The 20,077-nt window shown below is 62.8% G+C and carries 20 protein-coding genes; 11 read left to right on the top strand and 9 right to left on the bottom strand.

The features are described 5' to 3' along the window. The first annotated feature begins 171 nt into the window (after positions 1-171). The 6 genes from NKJ04_RS31160 to NKJ04_RS31135 all read left to right on the top strand — a co-directional run bounded on the left by NKJ04_RS31160 (position 172) and on the right by NKJ04_RS31135 (position 5,841). On the top strand, positions 172-1,488 hold the full coding sequence (locus tag NKJ04_RS31160; protein WP_127293507.1) for an ABC transporter substrate-binding protein: 1,317 nt from the start codon (positions 172-174) through the stop codon (positions 1,486-1,488). Positions 1,489-1,553: 65 nt separating this feature from the next. Beyond that, on the top strand, positions 1,554-2,459 hold the full coding sequence (locus NKJ04_RS31155; RefSeq protein WP_013529495.1) for a carbohydrate ABC transporter permease: 906 nt from the start codon (positions 1,554-1,556) through the stop codon (positions 2,457-2,459). Position 2,460: 1 nt separating this feature from the next. Further along, entirely contained in the window at positions 2,461-3,420 is a 960-nt protein-coding gene (locus tag NKJ04_RS31150; RefSeq protein ID WP_013529496.1) for a carbohydrate ABC transporter permease, read from the top strand. Next, entirely contained in the window at positions 3,417-3,638 is a 222-nt protein-coding gene (locus NKJ04_RS31145) for a hypothetical protein (protein ID WP_127293505.1), read from the top strand. The genes NKJ04_RS31150 and NKJ04_RS31145 overlap by 4 nt, the downstream gene beginning before the upstream one ends. Then, positions 3,635-4,738 (top strand): ABC transporter ATP-binding protein, encoded by a 1,104-nt coding sequence (locus NKJ04_RS31140; RefSeq protein WP_023812449.1) that lies wholly within the window; start codon positions 3,635-3,637, stop codon positions 4,736-4,738. Before NKJ04_RS31145 ends, NKJ04_RS31140 begins: the two co-directional genes overlap by 4 nt. Next, entirely contained in the window at positions 4,738-5,841 is a 1,104-nt protein-coding gene (locus NKJ04_RS31135; RefSeq protein WP_023812450.1) for an ABC transporter ATP-binding protein, read from the top strand. The genes NKJ04_RS31140 and NKJ04_RS31135 overlap by 1 nt, the downstream gene beginning before the upstream one ends. A gap of 13 nt (positions 5,842-5,854) precedes the next feature. Here NKJ04_RS31135 and NKJ04_RS31130 read toward each other — a convergent pair whose 3' ends face one another. The 3 genes from NKJ04_RS31130 to NKJ04_RS31120 form a co-directional block, all read right to left on the bottom strand. Beyond that, complete coding sequence (locus tag NKJ04_RS31130) at positions 5,855-6,286, bottom strand: DUF4437 domain-containing protein (RefSeq protein ID WP_023812451.1); 432 nt, start codon at positions 6,284-6,286, stop codon at positions 5,855-5,857. 171 nt (positions 6,287-6,457) lie between these two features. Continuing rightward, on the bottom strand, positions 6,458-7,429 hold the full coding sequence (locus NKJ04_RS31125) for an AraC family transcriptional regulator (RefSeq protein ID WP_352555941.1): 972 nt from the start codon (positions 7,427-7,429) through the stop codon (positions 6,458-6,460). A 298-nt stretch (positions 7,430-7,727) separates the two neighbouring features. Then, positions 7,728-8,711 (bottom strand): AraC family transcriptional regulator, encoded by a 984-nt coding sequence (locus NKJ04_RS31120; protein WP_023812453.1) that lies wholly within the window; start codon positions 8,709-8,711, stop codon positions 7,728-7,730. Between the two features lie 92 nt (positions 8,712-8,803). On the opposite strand from NKJ04_RS31120, the gene NKJ04_RS31115 reads away from it, so the two are divergent. After that, positions 8,804-10,018 carry an MFS transporter gene (locus NKJ04_RS31115; protein WP_023812454.1) on the top strand — a complete coding sequence of 405 codons (1,215 nt, stop codon included), beginning with the start codon at positions 8,804-8,806 and terminating at the stop codon, positions 10,016-10,018. A gap of 96 nt (positions 10,019-10,114) precedes the next feature. On the opposite strand, the gene NKJ04_RS31110 is transcribed toward NKJ04_RS31115, so the two are convergent. Then, on the bottom strand, positions 10,115-10,462 hold the full coding sequence (locus tag NKJ04_RS31110) for a GFA family protein (protein WP_023812455.1): 348 nt from the start codon (positions 10,460-10,462) through the stop codon (positions 10,115-10,117). Positions 10,463-10,569: 107 nt separating this feature from the next. Between NKJ04_RS31110 and NKJ04_RS31105 the strand changes: the two genes are divergently transcribed. After that, positions 10,570-11,865 carry an amidase gene (locus NKJ04_RS31105; RefSeq protein ID WP_352679522.1) on the top strand — a complete coding sequence of 432 codons (1,296 nt, stop codon included), beginning with the start codon at positions 10,570-10,572 and terminating at the stop codon, positions 11,863-11,865. 18 nt (positions 11,866-11,883) lie between these two features. On the opposite strand, the gene NKJ04_RS31100 is transcribed toward NKJ04_RS31105, so the two are convergent. From NKJ04_RS31100 to NKJ04_RS31080, 5 genes are all read right to left on the bottom strand, one after another. Next, entirely contained in the window at positions 11,884-12,075 is a 192-nt protein-coding gene (locus NKJ04_RS31100; protein ID WP_352679519.1) for a hypothetical protein, read from the bottom strand. Between the two features lie 238 nt (positions 12,076-12,313). Next, on the bottom strand, positions 12,314-13,294 hold the full coding sequence (locus NKJ04_RS31095) for a hydroxyacid dehydrogenase (RefSeq protein ID WP_352679516.1): 981 nt from the start codon (positions 13,292-13,294) through the stop codon (positions 12,314-12,316). A 5-nt stretch (positions 13,295-13,299) separates the two neighbouring features. Continuing rightward, entirely contained in the window at positions 13,300-14,016 is a 717-nt protein-coding gene (locus NKJ04_RS31090) for a FadR/GntR family transcriptional regulator (protein ID WP_023812459.1), read from the bottom strand. Positions 14,017-14,018: 2 nt separating this feature from the next. Continuing rightward, positions 14,019-15,188: a mandelate racemase/muconate lactonizing enzyme family protein gene (locus NKJ04_RS31085; protein ID WP_023812460.1), complete on the bottom strand. Its 1,170-nt coding sequence runs from the start codon at positions 15,186-15,188 to the stop codon at positions 14,019-14,021. Positions 15,189-15,248: 60 nt separating this feature from the next. Then, positions 15,249-16,136: a sugar phosphate isomerase/epimerase family protein gene (locus tag NKJ04_RS31080; RefSeq protein WP_023812461.1), complete on the bottom strand. Its 888-nt coding sequence runs from the start codon at positions 16,134-16,136 to the stop codon at positions 15,249-15,251. Positions 16,137-16,534: 398 nt separating this feature from the next. On the opposite strand from NKJ04_RS31080, the gene NKJ04_RS31075 reads away from it, so the two are divergent. From NKJ04_RS31075 to NKJ04_RS31065, 3 genes are all read left to right on the top strand, one after another. Further along, on the top strand, positions 16,535-17,590 hold the full coding sequence (locus tag NKJ04_RS31075) for a sugar phosphate isomerase/epimerase family protein (RefSeq protein WP_352679512.1): 1,056 nt from the start codon (positions 16,535-16,537) through the stop codon (positions 17,588-17,590). A gap of 150 nt (positions 17,591-17,740) precedes the next feature. Next, positions 17,741-18,928, top strand: a complete 1,188-nt coding sequence (locus NKJ04_RS31070; protein ID WP_127295124.1) for a Gfo/Idh/MocA family protein — start codon at positions 17,741-17,743, stop codon at positions 18,926-18,928. 42 nt (positions 18,929-18,970) lie between these two features. Then, the gene (locus NKJ04_RS31065; protein ID WP_352555928.1) at positions 18,971-19,822 is read left to right on the top strand and encodes a sugar phosphate isomerase/epimerase family protein; all 852 of its coding nucleotides are present in this window, start codon (positions 18,971-18,973) and stop codon (positions 19,820-19,822) included. The last annotated feature ends 255 nt before the right edge of the window (positions 19,823-20,077 follow it).

Below are 20,077 nucleotides of genomic sequence, written 5' to 3'. Positions count from 1 at the left end.
AATACCAGATTGGATCAGAAATGCGGATCGAAAGTGAGGGCTGCGATCCATTTTCCGGCGGGGCGAGGAGGCTCGAAACCGGAAAGGTGCGATCACGGGAGGAACTACCAGGGCCGGCCACGTTGCCGGCTCGCACGATAAGGTAGAACGCGCACAAGGGAGGAAATCATTATGCGCAAGTTAGTGACCAGCGTACTTGCTGGTATCGGCTTAACGCTTGCCTGCGGAACGTCCGTTTACGCGCAGGAAAAGTCACTCACCATCTTCTGGGCTGAATGGGATCCCGCAAACTATCTGCAGGAACTCGGCAACGAGTACGAGAAGCAAACCGGCGTCAAGATCACGGTGGAAACCACCCCGTGGGCCGATTTCCAGACCAAGGCCTTCACCGAGTTCAACGCCAAGGGCAGCGCCTATGACCTGGTCGTCGGCGACTCGCAATGGCTTGGTGCCGCCTCCGAGGGCGGTCACTATGTCGACCTCACGGACTTCGTCAAAGAGAACCAGGTTCTCGACAAGATGGCTCCGGCGACGGTCAAGTTCTACTCCGAATATCCCGGCAACAGCGGCAAATACTGGTCTATCCCGGCCGAGGGCGACGCAGTGGGCTGGGCCTACCGCAAGGACTGGTTCGAGGACCCGAAGGAAATGGAAGCGTTCAAGGCCAAGTATGGCTACGAACTTGCCGTTCCCAAGACCTTCAAGGAAATGACCGACATCGCGGAGTTCTTCAATAGGCCCGACCAGAACCGCTACGGCATCGCCATCTACACCCAGAACCAGTATGACGGCCTGGCGATGGGCTTCGAGAACGCGCTGTTCTCGTATGGCGGTGAGCTCGGCGACTTCGGCACTTACAAGGTCGACGGCATCATCAACTCGGACAAGGCGGTAGCCGCGGCAGAAAACTACCGCAAGCTGTTCGGCTTCACGCCTCCGGGCTGGACCAACGCCTTTTTCGTCGAGAACAACCAGGCCATCACCGAAGGCCTGGCGGCGATGAGCATGAACTACTTCGCCTTCTTCCCCTCGTTGATCAACGAGGCGTCGAACCCGCATGCCAAGAACACCGGCTTCTTCGCCAACCCGGCAGGTCCAGGTGGTGAGCAATTCGCCGCGCTCGGCGGCCAGGGCATTTCCGTCGTCTCCTATTCCAACAACAAGGAAGAGGCGATGAAATTCCTGAAGTGGTTCATCCAGGACGATACGCAGAAGAAGTGGGCAGCCCTCGGCGGCTACACCTGCAACAAGGCCGTGCTGGAATCGGCCGAGTTCCAGAACGCCACGCCCTACAACAAGGCCTTCTACGACACGATGTTCAAGGTCAAGGACTTCTGGGCGGTGCCGGAATATGCGGAACTGCTGCAGCAGCTCAACCAGCGTGTCTATCCGTACATCGTAAATGGCGATGGTACGGCCAAGGAAATGCTGGATGCGCTGGCGAAGGATTGGGACGCCACGTTCAAGAAATACGGCCGCGGCCAATAACCGACATGTAGTGCGGAGGAGGCCCGTGCCTCCTCCGTTTTCTTTTTCAGGAATGGGAGCAGGTCTTGGCGACCACAATGATCACACCGCTGAATACCTCCTCCAGAGCCGCCTCTCGCGGCCTCAGCGACATTTCGATACGCAACCTCTTCATCATCCCGACGATCGTGTTCCTGATCGTCTTCAACATCTTTCCGCTGATCTATTCGCTCGGCTATTCCTTCACCGACTTCCGCGCGTCGACCAATGCGCCGGCCAATTTCGTCGGACTGAAGAACTATCGCGAACTCCTCAGCGACCCTTATATCTGGAACAATTTCGCGGTGACCGCGAAATACGTCATCGTCTCGGTCGTCGGTCAGGTTGTCGTCGGCTTTGGAACGGCGATGCTGCTCAATCGTACCATTCCGCTCAAGGGCCTGATCACGACATTGCTGCTCTTGCCGATGATGCTTTCGATGGCGGTGGTCGGCCTGTTCTGGAAACTGCTCTACGATCCGTCCTGGGGTGTCATCAACTACGTGCTCGACCTCGGCAAATTCCAATGGCTCGGCGATCCGAAGATGGCGCTCTACGCGGTCGCGTTCACAGACATCTGGATGTGGTCGCCCTTCGTCATGCTGTTGTCGCTCGCCGGGCTTTCGGCGGTGCCGAAGCATCTTTATGAAGCTGCCGCGATCGACCGCGCCGGGCCGTTCTATACCTTCTTCCGCATCACGCTGCCGCTGGTCGCGCCGATCCTGATGATCGCGGTCATCTTCCGCACCATGGAAGCCTTCAAGACTTTCGATCTTGCCTATGTGCTCTCGACGCAGCCGAGCACCGAGGTGATTTCCATCCGTCTCTACAAGATGGCTTTCCAGGAATGGCAGACAGGGCGCTCCTGCGCGCTTGCCTATATCGTGCTGATCATGGTGCTGGCGATCACCAACATCTATGTGAAATACCTCAACAAAGTTAAGGAGCGCTGAGATGGCGGCCGTCCAGACTTCGGGTGAACGGGCGCTCAACAAGGTCGCTATTGTCGCCGTCCTTTTGGTGACGATCATCTTCCTGGCGCCGATCTACTGGATCGTGGCGACCTCGTTCAAGCCACGCAACCTGGCCACGACGATCCCGCCGACCGTGATGTTCGAGCCGACCATCTCGCCTTTCGTCAAACTTTTCACAAAGCGCTCACAGTTGCGCAGCCCGCCGTCGGCTGAAGAATATGCCGCCGCCCCGTGGTGGGAGCGCGTCGTGTTCGACGGCGGCGAGAAGATCGTGCGCGACGGCAAGGGCCAGGTGCAATGGTCGGGATATCCGAGCCGCTTCCTGAACTCGCTCATCATCGCCATCACCTCGACGGTGTTGGCGGTCGGCATGGGGACATTCACCGCCTATGGCTTCTCGCGCTTCAAGGTGAAAGGGGAGGCGGACCTGCTCTTCTTCATCCTGTCGACGCGCATGTTGCCGGCGGTGGTGGTCGCCATTCCGATGTTCCTGATGTACCGGGCAGTCGGGCTCAACGACACGCATCTGGGCCTGATCATTCTCTACACCGCCTTCAACCTGTCCTTCTCCGTGTGGCTGATGAAGGGTTTCATGGACGAGATCCCGAAGGAGTATGAGGAGGCAGCGCTTGTCGACGGCTACACGCGCATGGAGGCGTTCTTCAAGATCGTGCTGCCGGAGGCCGCCACGGGCATCGCCGCCACCGCCGTGTTCTGTTTCATCACCGCGTGGAACGAATACGCCTTTGCGCTGATCATGACCAACCGCCGCGCCCAGACCGCGCCTCCCTTCATCCCGAGCCAGGTCGGTTCGGGCCTGCCGGACTGGACGGTGATCGCCTCCGGAACCTTCCTGTTCCTGCTGCCGGTCGCCATCTTCACCTTCCTGCTTCGCAACCATCTGTTGCGCGGCATGTCCTTCGGAGCGATCCGCAAATGAGTTTTCGCGCCATCAACCAGAAATACCTCGAGCCCGGATCGCAGATCCTGATGGTGCTCGGCATCATCGCGCTCTGCCAGCCCTGGAGCATGCTGCTGCACACCTATGGCCTGACCATCATCCTGATCGGACTCGTCGGCTTCAACGTAACCTCCAAGATCGCGCCCGAGGAAAAGGCCGGCACCGGCCAGGTGCGCAATCCGGGAGCACAGCATTGACCCAGATCGAGCTTCGCGGCGTCCAGAAATTCTTCGGCGCCGTCCAGGTCATCAAGGACCTGAACCTCAAGATCGCCGACAACGAGTTCATCGTGCTGCTGGGCCAGTCGGGCTGCGGCAAGACGACAACGCTGCGCGCCATCGCCGGGCTGGAAACCATCGACGAGGGCGACATCTTCATCGACGGCAAGCCGGTACAGCATTTGAAGGCCGCCGACCGCGACATCGCCATGGTGTTCCAGTCGTTCTCGCTCTATCCGCATATGAGCGTCTACGAGAACATCGCCTTCCCCTTGCGTGCCACGCGCAAGAGCAAGACGGAGATCGACAGCGAGGTTCGCTCCGTCGCCAAGACGCTGCAGATCACCGACCTGCTGGACAAGAAGCCGTCGGCGCTCTCGGGTGGCGACATGCAGCGCGTCGCCATCGGCCGGGCGCTGGTGCGGCGGCCGAAGGCCATGCTGATGGACGAGCCGATCGGCGCGCTCGACGCCAAGCTGCGCGAGGAGATGCGCGCGGAAATCAAGCGGCTGCACATCAAGCAGGGCTCGACCACCATCTATGTCACGCACGACCAGATCGAGGCCATGAGCCTGGCCGACCGCATCGTCATCATGCACGCAGGCGTCTTGCAGCAGGTCGGCACGCCCGACGAGGTCTATTCGCAGCCGGCAAATCTGTTCGTGGCGCAATTCGTCGGCAGCCCGGTGATGAATGTCACCGATGCCGCGGTCGCCGAGACCGGATCCGCGGTCTCGGTAACGGTCGGCGGCGCGGCTTCCGGCTTCGAATTTCCGCAGGCATTGCTGTCGAAGCTCAACGGCCATGCCGGGCGGCAGCTCGCGCTGGGCATCCGCCCGGAGGGCGTGCTCATTCGGCGCGAGGCGACCGAGGGCTTCGTGCCTGTCGACACGCATATCGTCGAGCCGCTCGGCTCCTTCGACATCGTCGATCTCAAGGTCGGAACCGAGTTGCTGCGGGCCCGCACCAAGAGCGGCTTCGTTGCCGGACCCGGTGAAAGGGTCTTCGCCAGGATCGACCCGACCCAGGCGCACTTCTTCGACAAGGCAAGCGGCAAGTCGCTTGAGGTGAGACTCTGATGGCCCATATCCAGCTCAAGAACATCTCGAAGACCTTCGGCAACCACACTGCGCTCACCGGGCTCGATCTCGACATTGCCGATGGCGAGTTCTTCGTGCTGCTGGGCGAGACGGGCGCCGGCAAGACGACGACGCTGCGGCTTATCGCCGGCCTGGAAAAGCCGAGCGAAGGCCAGGTCTTCATCGACGGCGTCGACGTCGCCGACTGGGGTGCGGCCGAGCGCGACGTGGCGCTGGTGCTGCAGCAATACTCGCTCTATCCGCGCTACACCGTGCGCGAAAATCTCGAGTTTCCGCTGAAGCCGAAAATCCGCCGGCTGCCCGACGCCGAGATCAAGGATCGCGTCGACCGTGCCGCCCGTACGCTGCGGATCGAGCATCTGCTCGACCGCAAGACGGATCGGCTGTCCGGCGGCGAGATGCAGCGCGTCTCGATCGGCCGGGCCATCGTGCGCAAGCCGCGCGTGTTCCTGATGGACGAGCCGCTGTCGGCGCTCGACGCAAAACTGCGCGAGGCGCTGCGGACTGAACTGAAGAACCTGCAGATGCAGCTCGGCGCCACCTTCCTGTTCGTCACCCACGACCAGATCGAGGCGATGTCGATGGGCGACAAGGTCGGCGTGCTCAACCATGGCCGCATCGTCCAGACCGGTACGCCGCACGAGATCTACAACAATCCTCGCGACACCTATGTGGCGAGCTTCGTCGGTTCGCCGCCGATGAACCTCATCGACGGCAAGCTCGTGAACGGCCGCGCGGTGATGGCGCCGTTGAATTTCGAACTGCCATTTTCAGGGGGAGCCAAAACTTTTGGGGGGCTAAAGGCGGGTGCGGCGACCGACGGTCGCCCACTCGTCTTCGGCATTCGTCCCGAGGACGTCTATCTCGAGAGCGGCGCGCCGGTCGAGGCGCGTGTCCACGACGTCGAGAACCACGGCGTCGAAAAGATCCTGACGCTGCGCGTCGGCGACGCGACGCTGCGTGCCACCGTGCCGGCCAGGACTGACGTCGCCATCGAGCAGGCGGTGCGCTTTGCCTGGAACCCCGACAAGGTGGTGCTGTTCGACAAGGGCAGCGGCGTCAGCTTGCGACACGCCTCATAGGCTGCATCCGAGCCTATTTCTGGAAGTAGGTTTCGTAGGGTGTGTCGTTGATTAGCAGGATCACGCATTCCGTGTCGGAGACGCAGGCGTCGTCATGCATCTCATCGGCCTTCTGGGTCCAATAGGATCCAGGAGGCAGTTCGACCTTGGTCGCCTCGCCGCCATCCATCTGCCAGTGCGCCCACAGCCCCTTTATGACCACCGCGCGATAATCCGCGGTGTGCGCATGGACCGGTGCACGCCAGTTGCCGGGAACCTTCAGCAACGTTCCTGCCGGGCCCTTGGCCCGCTCGCCCCACAATAGGCCAAGACGATGCGGCTGGTCGGGTACTTCCGCCACATAGGGGATCTTGTCGGCCGGCAGGTAGCTGTCCTCGAGGGCAAAGGCGCGCCCGGGAACCGCAAGCATGACGGCGAGTGCGATGACCTTCGGATAATTTGGCATTGGTTCTCCTCTTCGGACCGACTGGACGCCGGCCTCTCGCTGCTTGGTTCTGGCAAGCTATTACATGCGGGTGGCCCGGCAATGGCATTGCGTCCGGAAGGCTTGGCAATTCATCCAGACCCGGCAATTCATCCAGACCCGGCAATCCACGGCCGCGGATCCGGGATCGCCTCAGCGGTTTTCGGAGGTGCCGTCGACAGTGCGCAGGTGGCTGGGCGCGATGCCTATGATGCGCTTGAACGCCCGGCTGAACGATGCTTCGGAATCGTAACCCAGTCTGGCGGCGACCACTGAAACCCGCATCCGATCGTCGATCAGCCATTGCCGCGCCTGGTGCATGCGTATCCGGGCGACATATCTCGCCGGTGTTTCGCCAACGATGGCCGTGAAGCGTTCGGCGAAGGCCGATCGCGAGGCGCCCATTTCGCGCGCCAGCGCTTCGACAGTCCAGTTCCTGTCGGGCTGCAGATGAATGGCGGCAAGTACGCGGCCGATGTCGCGATCCTTGATCGCCGCGGTCCAGCCTCTGGTGTCGCCGCCACTGTTTTCTACCCAGGAACGGATGATGCTTGCAGCCAGCACGTCGGCCAGTCGCGCCAGCATGCCGCCAGAGCCGGCCCGGTTCATGGTGATTTCGCCGGCCATAGCTTCCAGCAGATGCGGAATACCTGGCTCGCCAGCCATCAATTCCTTGGCGCGCATCATGTCCGGCATCATGCCCAGCAAGGGGTGCGACCCGTCCAGGTTGAAGTGCATGCTGCCGCAAAACAGCAAGGTTTTCGGGCCGTGGCCGCCGTTGGAGACATTGAAGACATTGTCCTGCAAAGGCTCGACAGTGTAGCTTTCGATCGGCACGGCCGGAATGCCAGGCGCGCTGGCAACGACATGCTCGGCACCGCGCGGCAAGAGCAATGCATCGCCGGGTGTCAGCTCAATCCATTCCCCGGCTGGCGAAAACAGCCAGCATTGGCGGCGGCCGATAAAGTGAAACCTTGCTGCCTTCTGGGCAGGAAACAACACGGCCCATGGGTTTGAAAGTTCGCAGCGGCCATAGTCGACGCCATCAAGCCACAATCCGCGCAAGATGTCGGTTAGCGGACCGTCCGAGGCCGGCAGGCCAGTCTTGGGCGAGGTGAAAACCATGCGGATTTTTCTAGCCTGGAATCACCAGTCCGTCACGGCCTCCATGCGTCAGCTCAGGGGCAACAAACTCGGGCCAACGGGTTCCTCCGCCGGGGCGTCGGCTGACGTAGCATCAGACGCAAAACCCACCTGTGCGGCGGGTCACCGGCGCAAATCAGCACCATGGGCAAAAATGTAGCATAGCTGAGGTCACCGAGTCAAGAAAAAATTCCTATCGCGAAAAGCTGCCGGCAAAAAAACTGCCGGGACCGCCGAACTGGGTGCTGCCTTTGTCAAGCTGAGTTCGGAACCCTGTGCGTCAGCTGGCCTGGCGGATATCGGCCTGTTCCTCGGCCCGGAGATGGCTGGGCGCCGAGCCGATGACGCGCTTGAAGGCGCGGCTGAAGGCGGCGTCCGATTCATAGCCGAGACGCGCCGCAACGACGGAGATCTTAATCCGGTCGCGGACCAGCCATTGCCGTGCCTGATGCATTCTGACCTGGGTGACATATTTTGCCGGGGTTTCGCCGACGATGGTGGCGAAGCGATCGGCAAATCCCGATCGCGAGGCGCCCAGCATCCTGGCCAGCGACTCGACCGTCCAGTCATGGTTTGGCTCGAGATGGATGGCGGCCAGCACGCGGCCGATTTCCGGGTCCCTGACGGCGGCGATCCAGCCGGAGGCGTCGCCGCAGCCGCGCTCGACCCATGAACGGATGACGGTGGCGGCCAGTACGTCGGCCAGCCGCGCCAGGATGCCGCCGGAGCCGACGCGCTCCATCGTCACCTCACGCGCCATCGATTCCAGCAGATGCGGAATGCCGGGCTCATCGGCTTCCAACTCATGCGTGCGCATCACATCCGGCATCATGCCGAGCAGGGGATGCAGGCCATCGAGATTGAAGTACATGCTGCCGCAAAACAACAGGGTTCCCGGCCGGCAGCATTCCGACATGCCTTCGTTCGACATGCAGTAGACGTCCTTGCAGACCTCCTCGACTTCGTAGCCGTGGATCGGCCAGGCCTGGGCGCCGGGCTCGCTGGCCAGCACGTGCGCCGCACCGCGCGGCAGCAGCACCGCGTCGCCTGCCTTGAGTTCCACCCATTCGCCGGATGGCTGCTTCAGCCAGCAGCCTTTGCGGCCGATGAAATGAAACCGCGCCGCTGGCTGGGCTGGAAACTGAATGCCCCAGGGTTCCTTCAGTTCGAAGCGGCCGTATTCGACGCCATCGAGGCGCAAGCCGCGCAAAATGTCGGTGAGCGGGTCGCCAGTGATCGGAATTTTGGACGAATTGTCAAGCATGATGGGGTTTCTAGCATGGAAACTCCAGGTGGTCACTCCCTATGTTGCGTTGCAGCCAAATGCTGCGCTGCAAAACCACTCGGAGACTGACCATGGCCGAACAGGCGACAGGCGTCATCGACGCCACACTTTTGAACCCTGCGGACTCCGACGAACGAACCGAGCCGGCCTGGGGCGCCGTTGTTTCGCTGGCACTTGGTGTTTTTGGCCTCGTCACCGCTGAATTTCTCCCCGCCAGCCTGCTGACGCCGATGGCGCGCGATCTCGGCGTCAGCGAAGGCGTGGCCGGACAGGCGGTGACGGCAACCGCGATCGTCGGAGCCATTGCCGCACCCACCATGGCCATCATCACCAGGCGTATGGATCGCAGGCTGGTGATGTGGATGCTGACCGTATTCCTGATCCTGTCCAATCTTCTGGCCACCTTTGCCTCATCGCTGCCCGTGCTTCTGCTTGCCCGTGTCGTGCTCGGCGTAGCACTTGGCGGCTTCTGGGCGATGTCGGCAGCGATGGCGCTGCGGCTGGTGCCGATGCGATTGATGCCGCGCGCCATGTCGATCATCCTGACCGGCGTCTCGCTGGCGACCGTCTGCGCGGCGCCGGTCGGCGCTTACGTTGGTGACATCTGGGGCTGGCGCACGGCATTCATGATTGCGACCGTCGTCGCCGCCCTGGCGCTGCTGGTGCAGCTGGCCACCATTCCGAAATTGCCCCCCGTGGGTGTTGCAAGCTTCCGCACCTTGCTCGACGTGCTGAAGCGTCCGTCGATCAGGGTGGCGCTGCTGGTCGTGCTGCTGGTCGCTTCTGGACACTTTGCCGGCTTCACCTATGTCCGTCCCTTCCTCGAGAAGGTCCCCGTGCTCGACATCGAGACGATCTCGCTGGTGCTGCTGGCCTATGGCATTGGCGGTTTCTTCGGCAATGTCGCCGGCGGTATCCTGGCCGAGCGCAGCCTCAAGGCAGCCGTTGCGCTGGCGCCGTTGCTGATCGCACTGGCCGCCGCCTCGATGCTGGGTTTCGGGGCTTCGCCGACGATCGCCGCTGCCGCCGTCGCGGTCTGGGGCTTTGCTTTCGGCGCGGTGCCGGTCGGGCTGCAGAGCTGGCTGGTGCGGGCAGCGCCCGATCAGGCAGAAAGCGCCGGCGGACTGATGGTGGCGACGTTCCAGGTGGCGATCGCGCTCGGCGCCGTCTTCGGCGGCCTGCTGGTCGACCATGCCGGCGTGGCCAGTGCCTTCGCCTATTGCGGCGCGGCGACACTGCTGGCGGCCATCGTGGTGTTCCTGCGCGGCCCGAAGTGCGCCAAGTAGCCTGGACGCGATCAGGCTTCCCTGACACTGCGCGTCGGCCTGAGAACTGTCACGGTTCTCGGGCCGCTGCCGTTGTGATGGCAGGGGCGAACAAACTCAGGCCGACCGCCCGTCGAAATCGAAAACCGACAGGGTCGAGGGGTCGAGATCGGCCACGCAGTTGATGTTGATGTAGGCACTGCGTTCGCTGCCTTCGCGGACATCCTCCGCAAAGGGATGGATGCCGCAGGCCCGGCAGAACCGGTGCGCGATGGCATGATTGCCGAATGTGTAGGTGCCGAGATCGTCGCCCCAGGCCAGGACCTGCAAGGTCCCGTGCGGGATGGCACACAACAGGGCGCCCTTGCGCGAGCAGATCGAGCAATTGCACCGCAAGGCGCCCGTCAGTTCGGCCTTGAATTCGAAGGCGACCTTGCCGCAGTGGCAGCTGCCTTTGTAGAGCATCGGATTTTTCCTCGCATTAGACAGGGTGCAAAACCGCCTGCGCCGGGTTAAGTCTCGGCAATCCATGCCCCAAGGACGTTCAAGACGTCCGGAGTCCGACACCGAAAATGCAATCCGTTCGTGATCATCTGGAAACCATTCTCGCGCGCCTCGCTGCCCGTGCCGGCGAAGAGCGCGTGTTCACGAAGCTCTATGCCGAAGCCGCGCGTGCCGCGGCCGATGCCAGCGATGCGCGCCAGCGCGCGGGCGTAACACTGGGGCCGCTCGATGGCACCATCGTCTCGGTCAAGGACTTGTTCGATGTCGCCGGCGAACCAACCACGGCCGGCTCGCTGATGCTTAGGGCCGCAGCACCTCCGCTGTGCGATGCCGTGATCGTCAGCCGGCTGCGGCAGGCCGGCGCGATGATCATCGGCAAGACCAACATGACCGAATTCGCCTTCACCGCGATCGGCGACAACCAGCATTTCGGCACGCCTGGCAATGCCGTGGACGCCAGCCGCATTCCGGGCGGTTCTTCCTCAGGCGCCGGCGTTTCCGTCGGCGAGGCGACGAGCGAAATATCGATCGGTTCCGACACCGGCGGTTCGATACGCATTCCGGCTTCACTCAACGGTGTCGTCGGCTTCAAGCCGACAGCGCGACGCGTGCCACTCGCCGGTGCGTTCCCGCTGTCCGCCACGCTGGACTCGATCGGCCCACTTGCCCGAACCGTCGCCCAGTGTGCCGCCGCCGACGCCGTAATGGCCGGTGAGGTGGCGACCGCGCTGACGCCGATTGCCCTTGCAGGGCTTCGCGTAGGCATTCCGCGCGGCGTCCTTTTCGAAGAGACGGAAGACGAGGTGGCGGCCGCGTTCGACCGCTGCCTTGGCAAGATCGAACAGACAGGCGCGCGGATCGCGGGCTTATCGATCGATGATCTGCTTGCCGATTTGCGGGCCGCCACCAAGCGTGGCTCGATCGCTGCCATGGAAGGGGCCGAAGTGCATGCCGACTGGCTGGCGGCTGGGGCTTCGGTGCCGGTCGACCCGCATGTCAGCGGACCTTTGTCGCGGGCGGCAATGCTGCCGACGCCTGTCTACATCAGGGCAATGCGCCGCCGCACAGCGCTCGTTGCCGCCATGGACGAGCGGCTGGCATCGGTCGATGTGCTGGCTCTGCCGACCACACCGGTGACGGCGCCGACCATCGTCTCGATGTCTGACGATGCCGAGTTGCGTGACCGCACCGAAGGCCTGCTGCTGCGCAACACGCAGGTTGCCAACCAGTTCGATCTCTGCGCAATCTCGCTGCCGATGCCGGGCACTCCGCTGCCCGCCGGATTGATGCTGGTGGCGCGCAACGGGCATGACCGGCGCCTGCTGCGGATTGCGGCTGAAATAGAACAGCTGCTTGGCGCGTGACCAGGGCTGACCTGCCTATCAGCGCGACGAACAGTGCTTGCGTTCGCTGTCCTTGGCGGTGCGTACGATACGGGTCGCGACCAGCCAGGGCAGATTGTACTCCTTGCCGGTGATCGACTGGGTGCGTTGCTCGATCGAGCCCCTGACGACGATCTTGCCAGCATAAAGCGCGTCGGAAAGATCGGTTATCGCCTTGTCGGCTCGAGGCAATCCGCTGGGGGTCGATCGACACGCCCTTGATGATCGTCCCGGTGGCAAGGTCGAGTGCGCTGTTGGATGGGCAGGGCGCCTTGAAGCAGCGCAGCCCGTTGTCACAATAGACATAGCTGCTTTCGGCCGCGAATGACGGCATGGCGCAGAGCGAAGATGCGGCAACAGTCAGACATTTGAGGCGAAGACCGAACATGGTGCTCAACGTCGCGGAGAATTGGGGCGAAACCGCGATGCTTTAGCTATCGGCCGGAAACCGCCGCCGGTAGTGATCGACCACTTCGGGATTGCGCAGATTGACCGGCAGTTTGCCCGCCAGCACCAGCAAGGCTTCACCCGCCGCGCCGACGCCCATGCGCATCATCGATTCCTCGGTGATGCCGGCCATGTGCGGCGTGATGATGACATTGTCGAAGCCGAAATAGGGATGGTTCGACGGCAGCGGCTGCGTCGCAAAAACGTCGAGCGCGGCACCGCCGATACGGCGTTTCTGCAACGCCTCGATCAGCGCGTCGTCATCGATGACCGGTCCGCGCGACACGTTGATGAGCAGCGCCTGCGGCTTCATGCGGGCGATCCGCTCACGGTTGATCAGGCCGCGCGTTTCCGGCGTCAGCGGGCAGCACAGAACGATGATGTCGCTTTGTTCGACTAGGGCGTCGATCGACAGGAAGCCGACCTTGTCCGGCGCCGGCTGCATGCTGCGCGTCGTCGCCACCACCTTCAGGTCGAAGCCGTGCGCGGCGATATGGCCGACCGCCTGGCCGACGGCGCCGAGGCCGACGATGCCGATGGTTTTGCCGGCAAGTTCGCTGTTGGCATTGGCATGCTCGCGGCCGGCGAGCCAGCCTTTGGTGCGCAGGTCGCGGTCGACGGCGCGGAAGTTGCGCAGCAAGGCGAGCACCGCAAACATGACGTGCTCGGCAACCGAGCGGGCATTGACCGCCGGCACATTCGCCACCAGCACGCCGGCGGCGGTCGCCGCTTCCATGGGGATCATGTCGAGCCCGGCGCCATGGCGGATTGCCGCCTTCAGCAGCTTTGCGCCGTCGAAAAGCTGTGGTGGCAGCGGCGCGCGCACGATGACGATCTCGGCATTTTTAGCCTCGGCGGCCAGCGTGGCCGGATCGATGGCGGAGGCGACGACGAGTTCGCCGGCGCCTGAGAGCATGGCCGAGGCGCGCGGGTGCAGGGCGTGGGTCGTGAGGATACGGGCCATGTCGATCAGGCTCTTTCGAGCGCCGGGCTTTGCGGCTCCTCGCCATGGCCCTCGATCAGGCCTTTCCAGTAGCTCTCAGCCCCTTGAAGATGGGCGCTCATCAGCGCCTGGGCGAGATTGCCGTCGCGGCGCAGCAGCGCCTCATAAATCTGGATATGCTCGGCATGCGAGCGCAGGTTGCGCTCGGGGTCGTTGAAATAGATCGGCAGGCGCTGCTCGCCCATCATGTAGTAGACGCTGCAGACATTGTGGAAGACGCTGTTCTTGGTGGCGCGCACGATTTCGAGGTGGAATTCGCGGTCTTCCCTGGCAAGCCCTTCACCGGCGGCGATGCGCTCTTCCGAAGCCTTCAGGATTTCGCGCAGCCGCTCGAAATTCTCCTCGGTGGCGCGCGAACAGGCAAGTTCGGCCGCCTTGATCTCGTGGATCTTGCGCAGTTCGACCGTCTCGTAGATCTGGATCGGGTCGAGCGGCAGGCCTGCGCGGGCAAAAAGCGCCATGGCCTCCACACTGGCCTGCTTGGTGTCGATGTAGATACCGGACTTGGCTCGACGCTCGACGATGCGCATGGCCTCCAGGATGGCCAGCGCCTCGCGGATCTGACCGCGGCTGACGGCGAAATGCTCCGCCAGTTCGCGTTCCGAAGGCGTTCGGCCGCTCTCCTTGTCCGAATGGGAGAACAGGTAGGCAGCGAGTTCCGCGAGGAGGTTCTTTTCTTTCATCGTCAACCGCGTTGCGCGTGCGCCTCCAGGAACCGCTCCGAAATGGTGAATCCCAGACCCGGTTTTTCCGGGATCGCTATCATACCGTCCCTGGCTTCGACAGTCTCTTCGACCAGATCATGGATCATCGGGTTGGCGCCAAGCGAATATTCGACGGTGAAACTCGACGGCGAGGCGGCGCAGACATGCAAGCCTGCGAAAAAACAGGGCGCGCCGGCCCACAAATGGGGTGCAAAGCGCAAATTGAAGGCGCTGGCGATGGTGCCGATCTTCATCGCCTCGCTGATGCCGCCGCAGAAAGCGGGATCAGGCTGGAAGATGTCGGCGGCTTTGAGCACGGCAAGGTCGCGGAAGGCATAGCGTGTCGCCTCGCTTTCGCCGGTGGCGATCGGGACGGCACCTGACGCCCGCACTTCAGCCATGCCGGGCTTGTCGTCAGCGATAATAGGTTCCTCGAACCAGGCGAGGTCCAAATCGTTGACAAGGTGGATGAAGCGCTTGGCCTCGGCCACCGTGTAGGTGCCGTGCGCGTCGACCATCAGTTCGACATCGGGGCCGAGCGCCTGCCGTGCGGCCCGCACGCGGGTGGCGGAAATGTGTGCCGCGCCATCCATGGCGCCAACGCGCATCTTCAGTGCCTTGAAACCGCCCTTGGCGATATAGGACTTCAACTGCTCGCCGATGGCGTCGGCGGCTGCCCAGCCGCCGGACGCATAGGCCGGCATGCGATCGAGCTTGCGGCCGCCGAGCAGCCGCCAGACCGGAACGCCAAGCGATTTGCCAAGAATGTCCCACAGCGCGATGTCGACGGCGCTGATGGCGGCGATGCTCATGCCGCGCCGCGCCAGTTGCGGCATGGCGTGGCCGCCACGCGCGGCGCTGTCGTGGCGCACGCCATTGTAGAGCATCTCCCATATGACGCCGATGTCGGCCGGATCGCGGCCGACCAGTTGCGGCCCGACCTCATGGTTCAGCATGTGGACGAGCGCACCGTAGCTGCCGGCACTGCCAGCGGCGTTCTTGCCTTCGCCCCAGCCGACCAGCCCGTCATCGGTCTCGATGCGCAGGATGGCGGCGTCGAAGGTCGTCACCTGACCGAAGTCGCTGCGGTGCTGCCGAGCGGCTTCGATCGGAACGCGGATCCACCAGGCTTGGACGGACTTGATACGCATATTCTTCCCCAGCCCCGCCGCCGGTCAGGGCGGAAGGGCGAATTTCCCAGAGGCAGTCGACTACTTGATCAGCGGCAGCAACGTTTCGGCGTTGATGCGCATCTGGTCGGTGTAGAATTTCTCGGTGAGCACGCTGGAGCCGTGGTCCTGGATGAACTTCAGCTGTTCGGGCGAGATGTCGACCGGATTGCGCTCGACCATGTCGGGATAGGGGGCTGCCGGCGTCCGGTCGACGGGCGCGACGAACTCATTGGTCAGCGCGCCATCGTAGCCGATCTCGCGCAAGGTGGCGACGATCTTCGGCCAGTCGATCTGGCCGAGGCCGGCGGCAAACCGGTTGTTGTCGGCGACATGGAAGTCGAACAGGCGCTTTCCGGCCTGCCGGATCGCGTCATAGACGTTAAATTCTTCCATGTGGATGTGATAGGCATCGAGGCAGACGCCGCATTCGGGGCTGACCGCGTCGGCCAGAGCGAGTGCCTGGGCGCCGCGATTGAACAGATAGGTCTCGAAGCGGTTGAGCGGCTCTACCGCGATCTTGACGCCGACCTTTTTGGCGTGGGTGAAGCATTCACGGGTGGCGTCGACGACCCACTTCCATTCCTCTTCTTCGGTCCCGTCAGGCACAACCTTGCCGACGGTCGCCGGAACCAGCGTGATGATCTCGCCATCGAGTTCGCTGACCATGGTCAGCACGTCCTTGACATATTGAACGGAACGCTCGCGCTGGCCCTGGTTCCTGGCGGCAAGGTTGCGCTCGCCCAGCATCAGGGTCACCGCGCCCCAGCAGCGAATACCATGCTCCTTCAGCAGCGCCCGGGTCTCCTTGGTCTTGTACTGCTCGGGCTCGCCGGAAATCTCGATCGACTCATAGCCGAATTTCTTGATGCGCTTGAGCGTCGTCTCCAAGGGTTCCGCGCGCATCCAGTTGTGCGTCGAAAGATGCATGGTCTGTCCTTCCCAAATCGTCTCTATGGTTCGCCTGCGACATGCATCGCCAAAAGGCGACACAAAGGTTCCTCCCCAAGGCGTTCCCAGCCTTTTCTCGCAAACTGGTTCGACCAATTGGGCCTGAAGCGAGGTCTACAGCAAATTCTCCAGATCGGCAAGAAGCGCTGGGATGCAACTTTCGCTGTGGATTATTTGCTTGATTATATTGAGATATATAGGCCTGCACCGGGTGATTTTGGGGTCTTGGTGGCGCATTGCATGGCTTGACCAAATTTCCACATTTGGTAATACCAGAATGGCGGTGCGTGCAAGCACCCGTTGAGAAAAGACCAAAGTGGCTGGCGCTGTTTCCAATCGGCGCTATGCTCGGTCGAGAGAAATGAGGGAGGATGCCGATGCCGACGACAATGAAGGGCCCTGGGCTGTTTCTGGCGCAGTTCGCGGGCGACGCCGCGCCGTTCAACTCACTGGCGTCGATCACCAAATGGGCGGCCGGTCTCGGCTACAAGGGCGTGCAGATCCCGACCTGGGACGCGCGGCTGTTCGACCTCAAGAAGGCGGCTTCCTCCAAGGCCTATTGCGATGAGGTGAAGGGCATCTGCGCGGATGCCGGCGTCGAGATCACCGAGCTGTCGACGCATCTGCAGGGGCAACTGGTGGCGGTGCATCCTGCCTATGACGCGCAGTTCGACGGCTTTGCGCCGGCTTCAGTGCACAACAATCCCAAGGCACGGCAAAAATGGGCGGTCGAACAGATGGAGTTCGGGGCCAAGGCCTCGAAGAACCTTGGCCTCAAGGCCTCGGTCAGCTTCTCGGGAGCGCTGGCCTTTCCCTACCTCTACCCCTGGCCGCAGCGGCCGGCAGGGCTGATCGAGGAAGCGTTCGCTGAGCTCGGCAAGCGCTGGAAGCCGATCCTCGATGTCTATGAGGACAATGGTGTCGATTTAGGCTACGAGATCCATCCCGGCGAGGATGTGTTCGACGGCGCGACCTTCGAGATGTTCCTCGATGCGGTCGGCGGCCACAAGCGCTGCAACATCAACTACGATCCGTCGCACTTCCTGCTGCAGCAGCTCGATTATCTAGAATTCATCGACATCTATCACGAGCGCATCAAGGCGTTCCACGTCAAGGACGCCGAGTTCAACCCGACTGGCCGGCAAGGCGTCTATTCCGGTTATCAGAGCTGGACCAACCGCGCCGGGCGCTTCCGTTCGCTGGGCGATGGACAGGTGGATTTCGGCGGCATCTTCTCCAAGCTCACCCAGTATGGCTACGATTCCTGGGCGGTGCTGGAGTGGGAGTGCTGCCTGAAGCATCCGGAGGATGGTGCGGCCGAGGGCGCGCCTTTCATTGAGCATCACCTCATCCGGGTGACGGAAAAGGCATTCGACGACTTCGCCGGCGGCGCTACCGACAAGAAGTTGCTGCGCGCCATGATGGGAATCTGACGCGGTTTCCCCTCCCCCTCGAGGGGAGGGTGGCCCGAAGGGCCGGGAGGGGTCGGTTCATGCCGAGCTCTGCCTCAACGACCCCACCCGATCCGCTGCGCGGATCGACCTCCCCTCAAGGGGGAGGTGAGCAACAGCGAGGAGCAAGATATGGTCGGCGCATCGAAGTCGGAAACGGGAGGCGGCCCGATCCGCTATGGCATGGTCGGCGGCGGGCAAGGCGCTTTCATCGGCGCGGTGCACCGGATCGCGGCGCGGCTGGACAATGATTTCGTGCTGGTTGCCGGTGCTTTGTCAGCCGACCCGGCCCGTGCCAAGGCCTCGGCCGCCGAACTGGGGCTCGACCCCGCACGCAGCTATGCATCCTATGCCGAGATGGCCAAGGCCGAGGCGAAGCGCCCCGACGGCATCGAGGCAGTGGCCATCGTCACGCCCAACAATGTCCATGTGCCGGCGGCAAAAGCCTTCCTCGAGGCCGGCATCCACGTCATCTGCGACAAGCCGCTGGCGACGACCCTGGCCGAAGCGAAAAAGCTTGCCGCGATAGTCGAGAAGACCGGCAAGGTGTTCGTGCTGACGCACAACTACACCGCCTATCCGATGATCCGGCAAGCACGCGAAATGGTCGCCAAGGGTGTGCTTGGCGACATCCGCATCGTGCAGTCCGAATATCCGCAGGACTGGCTGACCGAGGATTTGGCCGCGACAGGCCAGAAGCAGGCGGCGTGGCGCTCCGACCCCAAGCAGGCAGGCGCCGGCGGTGCGCTGGGCGATATCGGCACGCATGCCTACAACCTCGCCCGCTTCGTCTCGGGGCTGGAACTGGACTCCCTGTCGGCCGATCTCGACGCCTTCGTGCCGGGCCGGCTACTCGATGACAACGTCAACGTCATGCTGCGCTTCAAGCCGGTCGGCAAGACGCATCCGGCCAAGGGCATGATCTGGGCAAGCCAGGTGGCGCCCGGCCATGAGAACGGGCTGAAACTGCGCATCTACGGTTCGAAGGGTGGGCTGGAATGGGTGCAGGCCGACCCGAACTATCTCTGGTACACGCCGTTCGGCCAGCCGAAGCAACTGATCACCCGCAACGGCGCCGGCGCGCTGCCGGTGGCGGGCCGTGTCAGCCGCGTGCCGTCAGGTCATCCGGAAGGCTATCTCGAAGGTTTCGCCAACATCTACCAGGAGGCCGCGCGCGCCATCCGCGCGGCACGCCGCAAGGGCGGCAAGCCGGCCAAGGACGTCGTCTTCCCGACCATCCAGGACGGCGTCGAGGGCATGGCCTTCATCGAGGCCTGCGTGAAGTCGTCGAAGAAGAATGGGGCGTGGACGAAGCTCTGAAATAGAGGCGGTCCGGGGGATCCAAGGGGAGGGGGGCCGTCGATGAAAATCGGCATGTGCATGTTCTTATGGACGACGGCCGTGTCGAAGGCACACGAACCACTGCTGCGCGATATCAAGGCAACCGGCTTTGATGGCGTCGAGATACCGATCTTCGCCGGCGCGCCGGACGATTATAAAAAGCTCGGCGATCTGCTCGACCGCATCGGGCTGGAGCGGACCGCGGTTTCGGCCATGGGCGATCCCCGGATGAATTTGATCTCGGCCGACGCGGCGACGCGCAAGGCCGGTGTCGACTACATGAAATGGGCGATCGACTGCGCGCAGGCACTTGGCGCAAACACGCTGAGTGGCCCGCTGCATTCGACGCTCGGCGCCTTTTCCGGCTCCGGACCGACCTCTGCCGAGAAAAAGCGCTCCGTCGCCTCGCAGCGGGCGATCGGCGACCATGCCGGCAACAAGGGCGTCACCATCGGGCTCGAGGCGCTGAACCGCTTCGAATGCTACCTGCTCAACACGATGGCGGACCTGTCCGAGCATATCGATGCCATCGACCGGCCGCACATCAAGGCGATGTACGACACCTTCCACGCCAATATCGAGGAGGCCGACCCGATCGGCGCCTACACGAAACACCGCCGGAATGTCGTGCATATCCATATTTCGGAGAATGATCGCGGCGTGCCGGGGCGCGGCAACATTCCGTGGAAGGAAACATTCTCGGCCATCCGCAAGAGCGGCTATGACGACTGGCTGACGATCGAGGCGTTCGGCCGTTCGCTGGGGGATCTGGCGGCGGCGACCAAGGTGTGGCGCGATTTTTCAGAGACGCCGGAAGCTGTCTATCGGGAAGGGTATAAGCATATCAAAAATGGGTGGAAGAGGGCGGCGTAGGCGCCTTCCTTATAGTGGGACTGAGCGAAGCCGCCCAACACCTGCCGCCGCGTTCCTTCACACCCCCCTCTGTCCTGCCGGACATCTCCCCCGCAAGGGGGGAGATTGGCGGTTCCGCTGGCGGCGCCTTCCTTCCAACGCTGGAGACTAGCGAAGGCCGACGGACATCTGATCTCCCCCCTGTTTGGACCGGAGACATCGCGAACAGGTGTGCGAGGACATCGCGAACAGTTTGGCGTGCTTTGCGCCGGGAGG

The sequence above is a fragment of the Mesorhizobium sp. M0618 genome, from assembly GCF_040320765.1.
GTDB lineage: Bacteria > Pseudomonadota > Alphaproteobacteria > Rhizobiales > Rhizobiaceae > Mesorhizobium.
Note: the sequence above shows the minus strand (reverse complement) of the source record. Positions and strands in the feature narration are given on the sequence as shown.